Genomic DNA, 18,341 nt, shown 5'->3' with positions numbered 1-18,341 from the left:
ATGATGCCCGACCAGCAAGGAGCTTGCATGTCCTCTTCCAGGATCGACGCCCTCACCCGATGGGCAGCTAACCAAAACGGCCTAGATGTGGCCGCTATTGCCATTACACGCGCAGGGGGCGACGCCAGTTTCCGGCGCTATTTTCGGCTAACCCTGCCAGACGGCACCACCCAAGTAGTGATGGACGCACCACCCGCTCAAGAAGACTCTGCCCCTTTTGTAGCAATAGGCCAACGCTGGCATGCCGCTGGGCTGCCCGTGCCTGCTATTCACGCAGCAAATTTAGATAGCGGCTTTTTACTGCTAGATGACCTGGGGAATACGCCGCTACAAGACTTTTTCACCGATGAGCAGAGCACTCAGAAAAGCCACCACCAAGCGCTAGATCTAATAGCCCAGCTGCAAAATCGTGCCAACCCACAGGCACTACCCGCCTATGACGCGGCATTACTCGGGCGTGAACTCGACCTCTTTCCCGAGTGGTGCCTGGGCAAGTGGCTTGGGCTAGCTATCCCTGAGAGTTGGAAAGCGCTGCATGCAGCGTTAATTGAGCAGGCCCTTGCGCAACCCGTGGTTTGCGTACACCGCGACTTTGATGCGATGAATATTATGGTGCTGAATCAGCAGCTTTATATAATCGACTTTCAAGACGCCGTCGCCGGCCCCATCAGCTACGACGTTATCTCCCTGCTTCGAGGACGCTACTGCCGCTTCTCTAACGAACAGTTTAACCAGTTCGCACGGCGTTTCTACGAAGATGCGCGCAAAGACGGGCGACTATCCCGCCAAACCAGTGAATCAATGTTTCTCACCCAATGCCACGCCATGGCCGCTCAGCGCTCGTTAAAGGTACTGGGAATTTTCTGCAGGCTGACGCTGCGTGACCAAAAACAGGGTTATTTAGCCCGTCTGCCCCACTTTTTGAATCACCTGGAGGATAGCTTAGCGGCACTTAACCAACATGACGACTTTAGCCAGTGGGTAAGCGCTGCGCTTCGCCCAGCGATTATTCAACGTCTAGCGGAAAGCGCTACATGAAAGCGATGATTCTCGCCGCCGGGTTAGGGAAACGGATGCGCCCGCTAACCGACCACTGCCCCAAACCGTTGCTACCTGTGGCGGGCAAACCGTTAATCATTCATCACCTTGAGCGGTTACAGCAAGCCGGAGTTGAAGAAGTAGTGATTAACGTTAGCTACCGGGCTGAGCAAATAATGGCAGCATTAAGCGACGGCTCAGCGTATCAGCTGCGCATCCACTGGAGCCGTGAAACCACCCCGCTAGAAACCGGTGGAGGCATACAAAAAGCGCTGCCGTTACTTGGCGACGCGCCTTTTATGCTCATTAATGGCGACGTCTGGTGTAACTATTTACCCACTGAAATAGCGCTTAAAAAAGGGGATCTCGCACATTTAGTGTTAGTTGATAACCCTGACCACCACTTAACGGGCGACTTTGCCCTGAATCACGGCCGCGTTACGACTGACGGTTCGCCGCGCTTAACCTTCGCCGGCATTAGCCTGCTGCATCCTGCACTACTGGAAAGCGAGCCGCCGGGGGCGTTTGCCCTGGCGCCGCTGCTCAAGCAAGCGATGACTGATAACCGAGTAAGCGGCGAGCACTTTACAGGCCGCTGGGTGGATGTGGGCACCCCGGAACGATTAACCGCCCTTGAGCACCACCTGATGCAGCTTAGGGAGCGATGAGGCAGTGCGCTACCCGATAGAAATGTTATGCTGCGCGACTTACCTTTCGTCGCCAAGATGAGGAGAGCAACGTGAAAGCACGGGTAAAATGGACGGATGGCCGCCAGTTTGTCGCGGAATCGGGTAGTGGGCACAGCGTTGTCATCGATGGTCCACCTAATCACGGTGGCCGGAATACAGGCCCGCGCCCCATGGAAATGCTGTTGATGGGTATGGGTAGCTGCACGGCGTTCGATGTCCTGAATATCCTCGACAAAGCCCGGGCAGATGTCACCGACTGTGTTGCCGAGCTTGAGGCAGAGCGTGCCGACGACGTGCCCTCCGTGTTCACAAAGATTCACGTTCACTTTTTAGTGACCGGGCGCAGCTTGAAAGAGAAGCAGGTACAGCGTGCCGTTGAGCTTTCCGCTGAAAAATATTGCAGTGCTTCGATTATGCTCGTGAAAGGGGGTGTTGAGATTACCCACTCGTTTGAGATCATCGAAGCTTGAGCTGCCTAGGGGTTAGCCCAGCCCGTGTGAGCCACACCATCGTTCTTAGCGGGCACCTGAAAAGGCCCCTACCAGACACGCTAGCGGCAAAAAAAATTGCCCGTCTGGATGCATACCACGCCATGGGCGGGCATAATACGCCCGCTTGTTTATATCCCTACTGCGTAGCACGTGCTTGCGAGCGCCACCTGACAAGCGCGGTGACAAGTATTTATCGGTTCCGGCGCTGGCTCGTCGGGGTGTCTTCATCTGCCATAGGGAGGTTCGGACGTGTCAGATAATCTCCGACTCCACGGGTTTAACAACCTGACCAGCTCGCTGAGCTTTAATATTTACGACATCTGTTACGCCAAAACCGAAGAGCAGCGTGCGGCTTATATCGACTATATCGATGAGCTTTACAACGCCGAACGTTTGACGCAGATCCTTAAAGACGTCACGAATATTATCGGCGCCCACGTGCTGAATATTTCGCGTCAAGACTATGAGCCGCACGGGGCTAGCGTCACCATCCTAATCGCTGAACACGAACTGGATGAGCCAAGCCTTGAACACACGGAGCCAGGCCCCGGCCCGCTACCCGAAACGGTCGTCGCCCACCTGGATAAAAGCCACGTAACGGTGCATAGCTACCCTGAGTCTCACCCGGACAACGGCATTAGCACCTTCCGCTTGGATATCGATGTCTCTACCTGTGGACATATCAGCCCTCTTAAAGCGCTGAACTACCTGATCCACAGCTTTGATTCCGATATCGTGACCATGGATTATCGCGTACGTGGTTTCACCCGCGATGTGGATGGTAAGAAGCTGTTTATTGATCACGACATTACCTCGATCCAAGACTACTTGGCAGAAGATACCAAGCAGGCTTATCAGATGATCGACGTGAACGTGTATCAAGAAAACATGTTCCACACCAAGATGTTGCTGAAGGATTTCGAACTGGACAACTACCTGTTCGGCACCTCGCGCCGGGATATTACCTTTGAAGAAGCGCGGGATATCGAAAGCCGCTTGCGCAAAGAGATGCTTGAGATTTTTTACTCGCGTAATCTCGATTAAGCGTTTTGCTCAATCAGCTCGTCACGCTCTCAAACGCTTAAATACCGAAAAGCCGTCCCACGACTCATCGTGGGACGGCTTTTTTTACGCTGGGTATATTGCCTATGCCGTCAATAAAGGCTCGACTCGCCTTCTGGGCGCGTTTTAAACCGTCGGTGAAGCCATAGATACTGTTCAGGATGCTTACGAATAGCCCGCTCGATAAATTCATTTACCCGGGTTGCGTCTGCTACCTCGTCCCCACTCGGAAAATCATCAAACGCGGGCAGGCACTCAATGGTATAGGTGCGATTATCCGGGTTGCGGTGGAACATCAGTGGTACCACGGGCGCGCCTGTCATGCGGGCAATTTTGCCCGTTAGGCGAATAGTCGCCGCCTGCTGGCCAAATAACGGCGCAAACACGCTGACATCGCGGCCAAAATCCTGATCCGGTGAATACCAAACAATATGCCCCGCTTTAATCCGCCGCACCACGCCACGCAGATCATGACGATCAATCGCCTGACCAAAAATACGCGAGCGGGCGCGGGTCATAAACCGCTCGAAAAGCGGGTTGTTATGTGGCCGGTACACAACATCCGCTGGGAAAAACAGCGAATGTAGCGCCCCACCTAAATCCAGTGTTGAAAAGTGGATACCCACCACCAGCACGCCTTTGCCCTGGGCGTATGCTCGGGCAAGGTGCTCCTGGCCATTATACGCCACGCGGTGATGGAAGCCTTCCGCCTCGCGGCACCAGCCGGTGGCGGTTTCCACTAGGCCTATCCCGTTAGCAATAAAGGTTTCTTTAACCAGTTTACGCTGCTGCTCGGCGCATTTTTCTGGAAAACAGAGGGCAATGTTGGCAGCCGTAATTTGCCGGCGTCGTTTAGCAAACCGCCACGCCAGCAGGCCCAGCATTTTTCCTACCCCTAGCTTTAACGGCCAGGGGAGCCAGGCAGCAACGTACATCAAGCCGATGGCTAACCAGGTAGGCCAGTAACGGGGATGAGCAAATGAGCGTGGGTACGAATTTTTTGACATACATATAACCGTTTAAACGCAGGCACCATGGTAGCGGCGCGGGGCTCTTGGCAATACACCCGTTAACAGGGTGTAGCTAATCGTATCGCAATAGCGAGCGACTTCATCAACCGGCAGCACGGCGCCATCGACTGACGCTCCCCACAACACCACTTCGCTGCCAATAGCGGCATCGGGAATATCGGTCACATCGACCGTTAACATATCCATCGAGACCTTACCGGCAATCGCGCAGCGCTGACCGTTGACTAGCACGGGGGTGCCATCCACCGCGTGACGGTCGTAACCATCGCCATAACCTGCGGCCACCACCGCAATTTTCGAACGCCGCTCGGCGCGCCATCGGCCACCATAACCAACCGACTCACCCGCTTCGAGTTCGCGCAGGGCGATAATTTCAGAGCGTAGGCTCATCACTGGACGTAATTGCCGGGTAATGTCATTCGCTACTTCTAGCGGGTCACTACCGTAGAGCATGACTCCCGGGCGATTCCAGTCACCGTGGGCAGCGGGCCAAGCCAGGGTTGCGGGCGAGTTAGCTAAACAGAGAGGAGCCTTCAGTTGCTCGGCTAGCTCCGTCAATATCGACATCTGCTGGTTAAAGTAGCTGCCTTCATGGGCATCTGCCGTCGCAAAGTGGCTCATTAAATGGAGTGCCGTCACCTGTGGCGCGTTGGCTAACTGCTGCCAAACCGCTGGGGCCTCTTTTGGCGAGAAGCCCAATCGATGCATCCCCGAATCGACCTTGAGCCACACGGGGATAGGCTGGCGGGGTGAAAATGCTAATAACGCGGTGACCTGCCACTCGCTGTGTACGCTGATCCAAAACCCATGCTGGTCGACCAGCGTTAGCTCGTCGGCACTGAAAATCCCCTCCAGCAGAATGATCGGCTTTGTTATACCGCCTGAACGTAGATGAAGGGCTTCTTCGATGCTGGCCACGGCAAACGCGGGCACATCGGCTTCTAAGGCATGCGCGCACTCAAGCGCACCATGGCCATAGGCATCGGCTTTAATCACAGCTACCGAACGACTTTGAGGCGCACAGCTACATGCCAGCTGGTAATTATGACGCAGAGCGTCTAGGTCAATATGGGCCACTAGCGGGCGCATCACGTTTCTCACTTAGCGATATTCAATCAACATTAATAAAAAGCGGGGCCTAAAAATAGCGCACCGAGTGGTCGACTCGGTGCGCTATTTTTTGCTGGTTTCACCAGCGCGGTTTTATCAGGCGCTATGTTTTTAGCGGTTAGCTCTCGAAAATAGCCTCTAAGGATAAGCCCTGTTTCTCTAGGGAGCGGCGAAGTTTCTTAAGGGCCTCTACCTGAATCTGGCGAACCCGCTCTCGGGTTAACCCTATTTCTGCACCCACCTCTTCCAGCGTTGCGGCTTCGTGGCCACGTAAGCCAAAACGGCGCACAACAACCTCTTGCTGCTTTTCGCTCAACTCATCAAGCCAGTGGTCAACGTGCTCCCGCACATCGCCATCAACTAAACACCCTTCTGGCCCCTGCACATCATCATCGGCCAAGGTGTCGATCAAGGGCTTGTCGCTTTCGCCACCCATGGGGTAGTCCACCGAGGAAACGCGCTCGTTAAGACCCAGCATTTTCTTGACGGTTTCTACCGGTTTATCAAGATGGTCGGCGATCTCTTCTGCAGTGGCTTCGTGATCCAGCTTTTGGGTCAACTCCCGGGCCGCACGCAGGTAGATATTGAGCTCTTTCACCACGTGAATCGGCAAACGAATAGTACGCGTTTGGTTCATCAGTGCGCGCTCTATAGTCTGGCGGATCCACCAAGTAGCGTAGGTTGAAAAACGAAAGCCTCGCTCGGGATCAAATTTTTCAACCGCACGAATAAGCCCCAGGTTGCCCTCTTCAATCAGGTCCAACAGCGTTAAGCCGCGATTAAGGTAGCGTCTGGCAATTTTAACCACCAGCCGCAGGTTGGACTCAATCATCCGAGAGCGGCCAAGCGCATCGCCCTTGCGCGCTAAGCGGCCGTAATATACCTCTTCCTCTGGTGTCAACAGCGGCGAAAAGCCGATTTCATTGAGGTAGATTTGTGTTGCATCCAAGCTTTGAGTCGATTGACGGTCTTCACGACCTAACGCTTTCTCGAAGGCTTCCTCCTCTGCGGTGACATCATCATCGGGATCATCCACCGCCTCTTCAACCGCGTTTAGGTCAATCTCCTGCAGATCCTTCTCCAGCATACTCATAGTCTCACCCCCCGTTGTTACACCTTGCCGCCATTTAAAAAGTGAAAGTGGTTGTACTCCATGTACGCGTTCACCGTTATTGTTATATGACGCCTGATTGAGCTATCCAGGTTTTACCGGTAGGCGCAATCGCCTACCGTTTGCTATGTATTGCGTTATCCATGTTTATACAACGGCTCTGGCGTTAACGGAACTGCTTAGTCACTAACGCGACAAATCCGTGATTAGCGAGACGGCAAATAGTTCATGGGGTCTTGAGGCTGCCCATCGCGGCGCACTTCAAAGTGAAGCTTAACGCTATCCGCATCGCTATCTCCCATCGTGGCAATCACCTCGCCAGCTTCTACAACATCATTCTCTTTGACGCTTAAGCTGTCGTTATGAGCGTAAGCGCTAAGATATTGATCGTTATGCTTAAGTAGAATCAAGTTGCCATAACCACGCACGCCGCTGCCTGCATAAACGATAATACCCGGGCCTGCCGCTCTAACAGGTTGCCCCTTTTGACCGGCGATATCAATCCCGGCGGTAATTGCCCCACCCTGACCAAACTCGCCGGTTACCTCGCCTTCGGTCGGCCACCGCCAATTAATCTCGTCAACCGGTGTGAAGGTGCGCGAAGAGCGGTCGGCTTGCGCGGTTTGGCTAGGCTGCGACGCCGCTGGCTCTGGTTCACGTGCGGGCTCTGGCTCGCGTACTTGCTCCGGCTCCGACTCCGGCTCGGAAGCAGGCGTAGGCTCTGGCTCCCGTTCCTGCACCGAAGCTTGCTCTTGAACGACGGGCTGGGTGGCTTCTACGCTTGGTGCTGCTTCTACGGCAGAGTCACTAGGCTCAGCAGCACCCTGTGCGACTTGTTGGGCAGCTTCCACCGCTGAGCGCTCTGCAGTTATGCGTTGGTTGCGTTCAATGGCGCTTTCATCAGGCAGTAGCCAGTCCATGTCCTGGTCATTGCTTGCAACGGCGGTGGCTTGAGGCCTCAACCCCGTTGCCACAGCGCCTGATGCTGGACGGCTAGCAGCATCAACCGATGGCTGGCTGGAAGCTTCACCCGCCCCCTCGCGCAGCGCAATGGTTTGCCCTGGGTGAATTTGGTAGGGCGCCGCAATATTATTGAGCGCGGCTAACTGGCGATAATCAAGGTTGTGTTCCCACGCGATACCGTAAAGCGTGTCGCCCGCTTTCACCGTATATTGCGGCGAGCTGTCTACCGCACGGCGCGCGTCGCTTAAATCACGTACTTGGGGGGTGTTTTGGTGTTGGTTTGCACAGCCACTAATAGCCAGCGCCAACACAGACATCATGAAAACCTTACGCATGCAAACCCTACTCCTTTTCAACGCCGCGCGCGTTATCTGTTAAATGATGCCCTGCATCGCTCTTGTCATGCTCACCGACGGGATCCGCTGCGCGGCGATTAAGCAATACCACCAACAGGGCGCCGACGGCCATTAGTGCCACCACGCCCACAAGTTGTGCCGACGCCCCAGTCAGCACGGCGTAATCACTCGGCATTAGATAGCGGTGAGCGAGTGGGATCATTTGCCCTTCAGGGCCAAGTTGGTAGCGTACCAGTTCTCTCCAAGGCCAGAGAATGGGTAATGAGCCGATAATAAAGCCCAGCAGCAGCTGCAGCGTAGAGTCGTGGTGACGACTCAACAGCCACGAAAGCAGCCGGGAAAATAGCGCCAGACCAAATACGCAGCCCACGCCAAACAAAACAATGATCACCATATCAAAACTGCGTATGGCGCCCATGATGGTGCCGTAGAGTCCCATCGTGAGCAATAAAAAGCTACCAGAAACACCAGGCAGCAGCATGGCGCTAATCGCGATTGCGCCCGCTAACATGACGACCAGCGCTTCATTGCCGACAAGCAGAACCAGCGGCATCATAGCGGGTAGGGCTTGCGCGAGTAGCAAGCCAACCGCTAAAGGCAATAAATACCATATTTTCCAGCCATGCCCGGCTTTGCCGACCACGAGTGCAGAGGCCGCTACTAAGCCAAAAAAGAAGCCATCCAGCAGCAGTGGGTAGGCCTCCATGAGCCAGAGCGCCAAATGCGCAACACTAAAAAGGCTTACCGCGACCCCTAAAAGAAGCGGAACCAAAAACGTGAGGTTCAAGTGCTGGCTCAAGCCCGCTAACCCTTGGCGTCGCCAAACCACTAGCGCACTGGGGCCGAACTGCTTAATCGTATTGATAAGTTCTTCATAGATGCCGGTAATAAAGGCAATGGTGCCACCTGAAACACCGGGTACCGCGTCAGCGGCCCCCATACCGGCGCCTTTAAAAAACAGTCCTAAAAATCGACGCTTCAATCCACCACTCCTTGCAAAAGGGGTACAAAGCGCACGGGTTCAAGCCGACGCTTTTCAAAGGCACCACCAATGCGCTTTATTTGGGTAAGCCACTGGCTGCCATCGGGTTCTTCAAGCGGGGCAATTAACACCCCGTCGCGGCTAAGCTGTTCAAGCAGCGCTTCTGGTAGCGACTGGGCACAGGCGGTTAATAAAATAACGTCAAAGGGCGCTGCTGTCGGCCAGCCATCGCCGCCATCAGATACGGCTAGCGCTGCTTCTGCATCTAACCGCCATAGCCGCTCAGCGGCGCGCTCGTGCAGGGCATAAATACGTTCTAGGGAGTAAAGCGAATCCACTAATCGCGACAAAATAAGCGCTTGGTAGCCAGAGCCAGTGCCCACTTCGAGCACACGGCGCGGCTGCGCGCGCAGGACTAGCTCCGTCATGCGCGCAACGGTAAGCGGCTGCGAGAGGGTCTGACCAAAACCAATGGGCAGCGCGGTGTCCTCATAAGCGCGGTGCGCAAGCGCTTCATCGACAAACAGGTGCCTGGGCTCGCTGGCCATGACATCCAGGACGCGAGTATCACGGATCCCCTGTTGAACAAGCCGTTCAACCATGCGGTCGCGAGTGCGCTGGGAGGTCATCCCTCGCCCGCGAAGCTCGCCGGGTGATAACTCAGGCAAAGGCATCCAACCAATCCTGCACATCACGGCGCGCGGGGTGGCGCGTTAGATCAGTTTGGAGAGGGGTAATCGAAACGTACCCCGCTCCAATAGCTGCAAAGTCGGTATCTTCGCCATCATCGGCATTCGCCGCTACTGGCGCAATCCAGTAGCGGGTACGCCCACGGGGATCTTTCAGCGGCACAGGCTTTTCTGCTGGCCCACGGTAGCCCAAGCGCGTCACTTTAACGCCTTTGATCTCCTCCCATGGCACATCCGGCACGTTTACATTTAATAGCGTGCGCGGCGGCAGTGATAGCTGTTCGGCAGCCCCGATTAAACTGGCCGCTACTTTCGCCGCTGTCTCGAAGTGGCGCTCGCCACATAGCGACATGGCAATGGCAGTCATGCCTAAATTGCGCCCCTCCATCGCCGCAGCTACCGTGCCGGAGTAGAGCACGTCATCGCCCAGGTTGCTGCCGTGGTTAATCCCCGATACCACCAGGTCAGGTTTCTCGTTCCAAACGCCGTTCACGCCAAGGTAAACGCAGTCCGCTGGCGTGCCGTCTACGCTGTAAAAACCGTTATCTAACGCCGTTAATGAGAGTGGTCGTGACAGCGTAAGCGAGTTGCTGGCGCCGCTGCGGTCTCGGTCGGGAGCCACGACGCGCAGGTTAGCATGAGCCGCTAATGCATCGTGCAGAGCCCGTAAACCCGGGGCATGGACACCATCATCGTTGGAAAGCAGCAGTCGCCGCATTAGCGTCTCCTTGAGATAAAGCGTATTAAGTTATATCTAGCGTCATGGGTTAAACAAAATCAGGATGCTCAATCAACTCACTAACCACCGCTGTGGCAAAGCTACCCCGCGGCAGCGCAAACGAGAGCTCCACAGCCTCATGCTCTCTGCGAAGCTGTGGCGCCAACAGCCTAATCCGCAACGCCCGCTGAGCGCGCTTAACGCCGCTCTTTTCTAACCCTTCACATAGTGCTGGGTGTTGTACCAACAGCCGTAACTCGTAAGCCGTTATCTGCTGTTTTGCTCTTTCGCCAACGCCCCAAAGTACGCCTGTCGGGTGAATATCCAACTCGCCTGCGCGAGCCACTAAGCTATCATCCACCTCATCAACGCTAAACACGCTTTGGGTGCCATCAAGCATTAGCGTATCGCCTGGTAAGGGCTGGCACCAGGAGCCATCGGCTAAGCGGGCACTTAATAACTCGTTAAACAAAAAACTGCGCGCGGTTGATAGCATCATCCCTTGGCGGTCGTCACGCTTGCGCCAACCTTTGGCGAGAAGCGCTTCTGCGCGCTGCAAGTTGCGCCCACCGGGGCCAAAACGCTGGGGGCCAAAGTAGTTGGCTACGCCGTGGGTACACAGTGCTTGCCAGCGCTGCTCAAAGTCGTCGGCCTGCACCGCTTCACCGCTCAACCTCAAAGTAAAATGGTTGGTGCGGTGAACGCCGCGTTTAAGCTTTCGGGGGTGGCGCGCTTGCTCTAGCACTTTGATGCCCAGTGCATCTAGCGATGCCGATAACTCAGCGGGCGCCTCTCGCCCGGGTAGATGAACGCTTACCCATTGCCGAGTGACCGCCACACGGTCTTTCATACCAGAGTAGCCAATATCTTTTGGCGTTACGTTACATAGCCGACTCACGCTTTTGACCACATCTAACGTGGTTTGGTGCCGCTTTTCAAGCCGTAACCACAGGTGTTCCCCATGGGCTTCAGGGGTAAAGTCGAGCTGCTCGTCGACAATAAAGTCCTCTGGCTGGGCGCGGTACTGACCCGGCTTAGGCGCTCCAAAATGGCCATCTAGCAAGCGCTGCCAGGGCGGTAAGTTAAGCATTCAACGCCTCTAAGCGCTCGACTAACACCACGGCTTCAGCGGCGATCCCTTCGCCACGCCCGGTAAACCCAAGCCGTTCGGTGGTGGTGGCTTTTACGTTTACTTGCCCTACGTCCACGCCTAGGTCTGCGGCAATCACTCTACGCATGGCATCGATATGTGGCGCCATTTTAGGTGCCTGGGCCATCAGCGTGGCATCCAGGTTAACTACACCAAAGCCCTGCTCGCGCACAAGATGCACCACGCGGCGCAGCAAATCCCGGCTATCGGCGCCCTCCCAAGTGGGGTCAGTATCGGGGAAGTGGCGACCAATATCGCCTAATGCGCAGGCCCCAAGCAACGCGTCGCTGACCGTATGCAGCAATACATCCCCATCGGAGTGGGCCACAAACCCCTGTTCAAAAGGTAGCTTTACGCCACCAATCATTAAGTGGTCACCAGGCCCAAAACGGTGCACATCAAATCCATGACCAATTCGCATTAAAAGCTCCTTTCAGTTACTCAGGCCGACTGCGACGCCATAATCGCTGCGGTAAGGGCGAGATCATCGGGGTGGGTAACTTTTAAATTATCGCGCCGCCCACTAACTAATCGCGGGGCCTTACCCAGCGCCTCGACGGCGGAAGCCTCATCAGTCACAACACAGCGCGTTTCAACGGCATGCTCAAGGGCAGTGCGTAGCAGGTCATAGCGAAAGCCCTGGGGTGTTAGCGCATGCCACAGCCCGTCGCGCGGTTCGGTGGCCATGCTAAGCTGCTCCGCGTTGGCACGTTTCATGGTGTCCGCCACCGGCATGGCAAGCAGCGCGCCGTCGGGGTGCTCACTGGCTGCCTTGTAGAGCGCCTGCAAATCAGCTGAGGTGATACAGGGCCGCGCTACGTCGTGCACTATTACTAAGTCGCTGGCGTGGGCCGGTATTGCTTGTAACGCGTTTAATACGCTATCCATACGTTCAGCGCCACCGGTCACTCGCTGCCAATGGGTGAACGGCACCCAAGCGGGGTCGAACCAGTGATCATCACTGTCTAGGCAAAGCACTAGCTGCGCCTTGGGAAAAGCCGCGTTTAGGCGGTGAAGGGTATGCGCAAGGATCGATCGCTCGGCAATGGTGAGATACTGCTTGGGCTTATCGGCGCCCATACGCTTGCCCTGACCCGCGGCCGGAACAATCAGCCACAGTGAGTTGCTCATTGGCCTGCCCTTTCATCCGTCAGTTTTGGCTGCACCACTAAACCTGCGTTAAGGCCTATCAACTCGGCTTCAATGGCCACACCTGGCACCCAGAAAAACTGCTCGTCGCTACGTACCATGCCCATGTCACTGCGGGCGCGCTCCTCAATGGCATCCAGGCCGGTTTTAAGATCGGTGACTTCTGCCGCTAGTCGTGCGTTACGATCGCGCAGCGGTACATTGGCAGCTTCTTGCACGGCTACACGCTCTTCTACCTGCTGAAGGTCTTGCCAGCCCCCATTGCCTAGCCACAGCTGGTATTGGAGCAACCCCAACACGGCAAGTAGCGCAACCACTAGCCATTTATGCATCACCGAGTTCCTTTTTGACGGCGTAAACGCCGCGCATTATGCCATTAAGGGGGTCTGCCCAGCGAGCATGCCAGGCGTTTAATAACGGATTGAGGGCATGTTTATCCCACCTGCGCTACTTAAACGGCAGCGCCTGCGCTGCCGCCTGACGATAGGCGTTAATATGCGCGGCTTCTTGTTGACAAAACCGAGCGACGCCCGCAGCCAAACCGGGGTGCGCCAAATAGTGCAGCGAGCGCACCCGCTGAGGGGCAAAACCGCGCACCAGCTTATGCTCCCCTTGGGTTCCCGGGTCAAATAGCGTCAAACCTTGCGCCAAGCAGTACTCGATCCCCTGGTAGTAGCAGGCTTCAAAATGCAGACAGTCAGCCACCACCTCGCTTCCCCAATAGCGGCCATAAAGTGCTGTTTCACCACGAAAACAGAGCGCTGCTGCCACCGGCTGGCCGTCTAAAAGTGCCTGCACTAGCACTAGCGCTTCAGGCATGGTGTGGCGCAAGCGCTCAAAAAACGCCTGGTTGAGATAAGGCGGCCTGCCGCGCTCGTGATAGGTAATGGTGTAGCAGCGGTAAAAATGTGCCATGGCAACCTGGGTAATGTCGTTACCTTCTAAACGCCGCATGGTAAACCCTTGCTCTGCCACCAAGCGGCGTTCTCGCTTGATCATTTTGCGCCGCTTAGAGGTAAGGCTCGCCAGGAAACCATCAAAGTCTTTAAATTGCCGGTCACGCCATTGAAACTGCACCCCTTCTCTGGCAATCAAGCCAGGGAACTGACGCTGCCAGGCAGCCACTTCTTGCTCTTCAGCAAACAGCAGATGCCAGCTTGAAAGCGCCAGCTCCTCACACTGCCCTTGCCAAGCAGATGCCAACTGTTCGCGTATCGCATCGGCGTCGACATCCGCGGCTATCAAGCTGCGTGGCCCTGGCACCGGCGTAAAAGGGATCGCACTCAGCGCTTTAGGGTAGTAGTGTCCTCCGGCACGCTCTAGCGCCTCAGCCCACCCCCAGTCAAACACATACTCACCGTAAGAGTGATGTTTGCGGTACATGGGCAACGCGCCCACTAGCCGGTCAGCTTGCCAAACGCTTATATGGCATGGCTCCCAACCGGTGGCGCTGCTTACTGAGCCGCTGCCCTCCAGCGCTTGCAAAAAAGCGTGGCGTAAAAACGGTTGATCTTTACCCACCAGCGCGTCCCACTGACTTGCCGCGACGGCCTCAATGGCAGGTAGAATAGCAAGTGATAGCGAGCGTGATGGCATGGCGTCCCTCAAGGGCATCGGCTAAACAACCGGTAGTAAAACAAGCGACAGTGTTTAAGCCAACACTCTACCATTACCCCTAACGCTCAACGATGGTGACGACGCCATCGGTTGTTTATTTTCCCTACGGCGTATTTCATCATGCGTTCATCAAGGAGAGGCCATGAAACGCGATCTAACCAGTGTGTTCCACGCTCAGCAGCACGCTGTTGAACAGGCGCCCTACCCTTCGCTCAGCACCCGGCGTGAACGGTTGGGCCGCTTAGCACGCATGACAAAGCGTCACCAGCACGACATTGTCCGCGCTATTCAGGCAGATTTTGGAAAACGTAGTGAAACGGAAATCCGCTTAGCTGAAATTAGCGGCGTGCTACAAGCCATTGGCTATACCCGGCTTCAGCTTTGGCGTTGGATGCGCCCCCGACGGGCAAGCATGCCCTGGCGGCTACTGCCCGCTAAAGCGCATATTGTGCCTCAACCATTAGGCGTCGTCGGGGTGATGGCACCGTGGAACTACCCCTGGAGCCTCGCCATCATGCCCGCCATAGACGCCTTTGCTGCGGGCAATGTGGTGATGCTCAAACCCAGCGAGCATGCGCCACATATCAGCGCGCTGCTCGCCAAGCTGATTCCTCAATACTTCACAGAAGAAGAGTTTAGCGTCATAGAGGGTGGTGTAGAGGTAGCTGAAGCGTTCAGCGCCCTGCCGTTCGATCACCTGTTGTTTACGGGTTCTTCCCAGGTTGGGCGCAGGGTTGCACTTTCAGCCGCCGCTAATTTAACCCCGGTGACTCTTGAGCTTGGCGGTAAATCGCCCGCGATTGTAGCCGCCGATGCTGATGTTGATCGCGCCGCCGCCGCCATTGTGTTTGGCAAAGGCATGAACGCCGGGCAAACCTGCATTGCACCCGACTATGTTTTGGTAGAAAGCCGCCGCCTGGACGCCATGATCAAAGCGTTAACCCAAGCCATTGCACACCAGCGGCCTAACGACAAAGACGCAACCTCAGCGATTAACGAGCGCCATCAACAGCACCTTGATAACCTGCTTGAAGAAGCGCGGGACCACGGCTGCCGCATTATTGATGCAGGCCCCCATGCGCCTGTGCTAATTATTGACCCCACCCACGACCTAGCGGTGATGCGCGAAGAGATCTTTGGCCGTTGCCTGCCAGTCATTGGCGTTAAAAATATCGATGACGCCATTGCCTATGTGAATGCCCGCCCCCACCCGCTAGCGCTTTATGCATTCACCGATGATAAAGCGCTTCAGTTAACGTTACGCCAACACACCCATTCTGGGGCGCTGGTGTTTAACGAAACCCTGCTGCATCACGCGGTGCCCTCGCTACCTTTTGGCGGTGTCGGCGAGAGCGGCATGGGCAGTTATCACGGGCGTCATGGCTTTGAGCGTTTTAGCCATCTACGCGGTATTTTCTACCAATCTAAACGGCCATCCAGCCGGCTTATTAGGCCGCCTTATCGGCGCTGGTTAATGAAGTTACTGAGGCTTGGTTAACGATAATAGTTAAAGCTAACGGGTAAATTCCCGATAATGATTGGGCAGGGCCATATCTTCATTATATTTTTGGAATCACTATGCAAGCCGCCGATCTACCTGATAACGAAACGCAGCGCCTGACGGCCTTGCATGCGCTCCATGTGCTTGACACACCCATTGATGAAGCATTTGATCGCATTACTCAGCTTGCCCAAGATCTTTTTGAAGTGCCTATTGCGCTAGTATCCCTGGTAGATAAAGAGCGTCAGTGGTTTAAATCTCATAGCGGGCTAGATACCTGTGAAACCAGCCGCGAGATCTCGTTTTGCGCCCATGCAGTTGCTAAAAATGCACCGCTAGTGATTGAAAACGCACTAAATGATCCACGCTTTGTCGATAATCCGCTTGTCGAAAACACCACCCAAATTCGCTTTTATGCAGGGCACCCACTGCGGCCCAGCGAAGGCTTACCCGTCGGCACGCTGTGCTTGATTGATAGAAAGCCGCGCACTTTTAGCCAGCGAGACCGCCAGCTGCTTAAAGGCCTAGCGGGCCAGGTTGAAGAGTTACTGCGCCAGCACCAAATGCGTCGTTCTCTGGCGCAGACCACCCTGCGCTATGAGGCGCTATTTAATGGAAGCGCCACCGGTATTATTCGCATTAACCGGTCAGGCAAAGTACTAGACATTAACCCCTTTGCGCTCACCATGCTGGGATATGACCCGCAAGAAGTCATCGGCCAAAATGTCGCCATGCTGACGCCTGCTGCTATCAGCGCTCGGCACGATAGTTTTATCAGCGATTTTTTAGCCGGGGGCGAACCGAAGGTGATTGGCCGGGGACGAGAAGTGGAGGCACGGCATAAAACGGGCTATACCATTCCGGTGCACTTGGCGGTTAACGCTATCCAAAACGAGCAGGGCCATGTTGTTGAGTTTTTAGGCATCTTAACCAATCTAAGCAATATCTATGATGCCTCCCAACGCATACAAAAAGAGCAAAGCCTACTAAAAGTACTTCACCAGGGTATTACCGATTACCAAGCGTTGATGTCTGGAGAGCGGCTGTGGACGTTCTTAATGGAAGCGCTGCGCGAACTTACCGACAGCGACTATGCGTTGATTGGTGAAGTGCTGCCTACCGACACCACCAACGCGCTTAAAATTCATGCGATTACCGACCTCACCTGGAACCCCGATTCGCGCCACTTAATGGAGCAGCTCCGCAGCGGCAATATGATGTTAACCAACCCCCATTCGCTGCTGGGACGTGTTTTCGCTTATGGTGAGGTTATTATCACCGACGATGTTTATAGCCATATCAAGCGCGGCGGCTTCCCGCCTGGCCACCCCCGATTGACCAACTACTTGGGCGCACCAATCTTCAGCGGCGAGCGCTTAATTGGCATGTTTGCCATTGCCAACAGCAAGCAGCCCCTAAACCAAGCGCTGCTTGACTGGCTTCAGCCGTTTACCGACACCTGCGCCCTACTGATTAATCTTTATCGGCAAATGGCCGAGCGCGAGCAAGTCACAAGGGATTTAGCTAACGCCCGTGACCAGGCAGAGCAAGCCAATAAAGCCAAGAGTGAGTTTCTCTCCTCTATGAGCCATGAGCTGCGCACGCCCCTCAATGCCATTATTGGTTTTGCACAGCTATTAGCCAAAGGGCGCCGCGAGCCGCTAAGCGACAAACAGCAGCGCCAGGTAGGTCAAATTGAGAAAAGCGGCCAACACCTATTGAGCTTAATTAATGATGTGCTCGACTTAGCCAAAATAGAGGCAGGTCTTACCCCGCTATCCCTTGAGCCGCTGCTTATTGCCAACGTCCTAGATGATGCTTGTAGCACTCTGGAAGCCAACATTGACGCGGCAGGTATCACCCTAAGCCGCGCCCCATTAGCTTGCTCCTGGCAGGTTATTGCCGACTACACCCGCACAAAGCAGGTGTTACTTAACCTGCTCTCCAACGCCATCAAGTACAATTGTATTAACGGCACGGTTCACATTGGCGCAGAGCAGAGCGGTGATTCACTGTGTATCAGCATTACCGACGCCGGCTGTGGTATTGCCTTAGAACGCCAGCACGAGCTTTTTGAACCGTTTAACCGTTTGGGCGCTGAATACAGCACCATTCAAGGCACCGGAATTGGCCTAGCGATCACCAAAGAGCTCGTGGAACGCATGGGCGGGCAAATTGGCTTTAAGAGCCAGCTCGGCCAAGGGTCTACCTTCTGGTTTACGTTGCCCATTACAGACCAGAAAGCCAATCCCCCACAGCCGATTGCCGCCACCAGCAATGAGATCATTGACAGCAGCTCACCGGCTTACAAGCTGCTCTATATCGAAGACAACCCCACCAATCAGCATCTGATGGAAGATATCATCGAGGACTTTAAACATATTCAGCTGCAAACCGTTGCGAGTGCAGAACTGGGACTGGAGATCATGCGCCACTCTCCCCCAGATTTAGTGTTGATGGATATCCACTTACCTGGAATGAACGGCTACCAAGCGTTAGATGCTATCCAGCAAGACGCTAAGCTGAAGCATATCAGCGTGGTGGCGCTATCCGCTAACGCCATGGACCGCGACCTAAAATATGGCTTAGCCGCCGGTTTCGCCGACTATCTCACCAAGCCTATTGAGATTGAAAAACTAACCGCCACGCTCAAGCGGTTTCTCGCGGTGACGCTCAAGGAGTAG

The 18,341-nt window shown here is 55.1% G+C and carries 18 protein-coding genes; 6 read left to right on the top strand and 12 right to left on the bottom strand.

Annotation, left to right across the window (positions count from 1 at the left end; all coding sequences use genetic code 11):
* The first annotated feature begins 27 nt into the window (after positions 1-27).
* The 4 genes from P8S54_RS15540 to speD all read left to right on the top strand — a co-directional run bounded on the left by P8S54_RS15540 (position 28) and on the right by speD (position 3,262).
* Positions 28-1,038: a phosphotransferase gene (locus tag P8S54_RS15540; RefSeq protein WP_281442459.1), complete on the top strand. Its 1,011-nt coding sequence runs from the start codon at positions 28-30 to the stop codon at positions 1,036-1,038.
* Complete coding sequence (gene murU / locus P8S54_RS15535; protein ID WP_281442458.1) at positions 1,035-1,706, top strand: N-acetylmuramate alpha-1-phosphate uridylyltransferase MurU; 672 nt, start codon at positions 1,035-1,037, stop codon at positions 1,704-1,706. The genes P8S54_RS15540 and murU overlap by 4 nt, the downstream gene beginning before the upstream one ends.
* A gap of 71 nt (positions 1,707-1,777) precedes the next feature.
* On the top strand, positions 1,778-2,197 hold the full coding sequence (locus P8S54_RS15530) for an OsmC family protein (RefSeq protein WP_009100299.1): 420 nt from the start codon (positions 1,778-1,780) through the stop codon (positions 2,195-2,197).
* Between the two features lie 270 nt (positions 2,198-2,467).
* On the top strand, positions 2,468-3,262 hold the full coding sequence (speD, locus tag P8S54_RS15525; RefSeq protein ID WP_009100296.1) for an adenosylmethionine decarboxylase: 795 nt from the start codon (positions 2,468-2,470) through the stop codon (positions 3,260-3,262).
* A gap of 110 nt (positions 3,263-3,372) precedes the next feature.
* On the opposite strand, the gene lpxL is transcribed toward speD, so the two are convergent.
* The 12 genes from lpxL to P8S54_RS15465 form a co-directional block, all read right to left on the bottom strand.
* Positions 3,373-4,287: an LpxL/LpxP family Kdo(2)-lipid IV(A) lauroyl/palmitoleoyl acyltransferase gene (gene lpxL / locus P8S54_RS15520; protein ID WP_281442457.1), complete on the bottom strand. Its 915-nt coding sequence runs from the start codon at positions 4,285-4,287 to the stop codon at positions 3,373-3,375.
* A gap of 12 nt (positions 4,288-4,299) precedes the next feature.
* Entirely contained in the window at positions 4,300-5,400 is a 1,101-nt protein-coding gene (alr, locus tag P8S54_RS15515) for an alanine racemase (RefSeq protein ID WP_281444118.1), read from the bottom strand.
* A 139-nt stretch (positions 5,401-5,539) separates the two neighbouring features.
* Complete coding sequence (gene rpoS / locus P8S54_RS15510; RefSeq protein ID WP_281442456.1) at positions 5,540-6,514, bottom strand: RNA polymerase sigma factor RpoS; 975 nt, start codon at positions 6,512-6,514, stop codon at positions 5,540-5,542.
* A 224-nt stretch (positions 6,515-6,738) separates the two neighbouring features.
* On the bottom strand, positions 6,739-7,830 hold the full coding sequence (locus P8S54_RS15505; RefSeq protein WP_281442455.1) for a peptidoglycan DD-metalloendopeptidase family protein: 1,092 nt from the start codon (positions 7,828-7,830) through the stop codon (positions 6,739-6,741).
* Positions 7,831-7,837: 7 nt separating this feature from the next.
* A complete protein-coding gene (locus tag P8S54_RS15500) occupies positions 7,838-8,833 on the bottom strand; it encodes a DUF368 domain-containing protein (RefSeq protein ID WP_281442454.1) in 996 nt (331 codons plus the stop codon).
* Entirely contained in the window at positions 8,830-9,507 is a 678-nt protein-coding gene (locus tag P8S54_RS15495; RefSeq protein WP_281442453.1) for a protein-L-isoaspartate(D-aspartate) O-methyltransferase, read from the bottom strand. Before P8S54_RS15495 ends, P8S54_RS15500 begins: the two co-directional genes overlap by 4 nt.
* Positions 9,494-10,240 carry a 5'/3'-nucleotidase SurE gene (surE, locus tag P8S54_RS15490; protein WP_281442452.1) on the bottom strand — a complete coding sequence of 249 codons (747 nt, stop codon included), beginning with the start codon at positions 10,238-10,240 and terminating at the stop codon, positions 9,494-9,496. The genes P8S54_RS15495 and surE overlap by 14 nt, the downstream gene beginning before the upstream one ends.
* Before the next feature lie 49 nt (positions 10,241-10,289).
* A complete protein-coding gene (locus P8S54_RS15485) occupies positions 10,290-11,330 on the bottom strand; it encodes a tRNA pseudouridine(13) synthase TruD (RefSeq protein ID WP_281442451.1) in 1,041 nt (346 codons plus the stop codon).
* Positions 11,323-11,811, bottom strand: coding sequence for a 2-C-methyl-D-erythritol 2,4-cyclodiphosphate synthase (ispF, locus tag P8S54_RS15480; RefSeq protein ID WP_281442450.1), 489 nt, complete (start codon positions 11,809-11,811; stop codon positions 11,323-11,325). Before ispF ends, P8S54_RS15485 begins: the two co-directional genes overlap by 8 nt.
* Before the next feature lie 20 nt (positions 11,812-11,831).
* On the bottom strand, positions 11,832-12,521 hold the full coding sequence (gene ispD, locus P8S54_RS15475; RefSeq protein ID WP_281442449.1) for a 2-C-methyl-D-erythritol 4-phosphate cytidylyltransferase: 690 nt from the start codon (positions 12,519-12,521) through the stop codon (positions 11,832-11,834).
* Entirely contained in the window at positions 12,518-12,871 is a 354-nt protein-coding gene (gene ftsB, locus P8S54_RS15470) for a cell division protein FtsB (RefSeq protein ID WP_009100272.1), read from the bottom strand. The genes ispD and ftsB overlap by 4 nt, the downstream gene beginning before the upstream one ends.
* A 115-nt stretch (positions 12,872-12,986) precedes the next feature.
* Positions 12,987-14,135, bottom strand: a complete 1,149-nt coding sequence (locus tag P8S54_RS15465) for a GNAT family N-acetyltransferase (protein ID WP_281442448.1) — start codon at positions 14,133-14,135, stop codon at positions 12,987-12,989.
* Between the two features lie 163 nt (positions 14,136-14,298).
* Here P8S54_RS15465 and P8S54_RS15460 point away from each other — a divergent pair, with 163 nt between their 5' ends.
* Positions 14,299-15,654 (top strand): aldehyde dehydrogenase family protein, encoded by a 1,356-nt coding sequence (locus tag P8S54_RS15460; protein WP_281442447.1) that lies wholly within the window; start codon positions 14,299-14,301, stop codon positions 15,652-15,654.
* Positions 15,655-15,734: 80 nt separating this feature from the next.
* The gene (locus tag P8S54_RS15455) at positions 15,735-18,341 is read left to right on the top strand and encodes a GAF domain-containing protein (protein WP_281442446.1); all 2,607 of its coding nucleotides are present in this window, start codon (positions 15,735-15,737) and stop codon (positions 18,339-18,341) included.

Source organism: Halomonas sp. M1, assembly GCF_029581375.1.
GTDB lineage: Bacteria > Pseudomonadota > Gammaproteobacteria > Pseudomonadales > Halomonadaceae > Vreelandella.
Note: the sequence above shows the minus strand (reverse complement) of the source record. Positions and strands in the feature narration are given on the sequence as shown.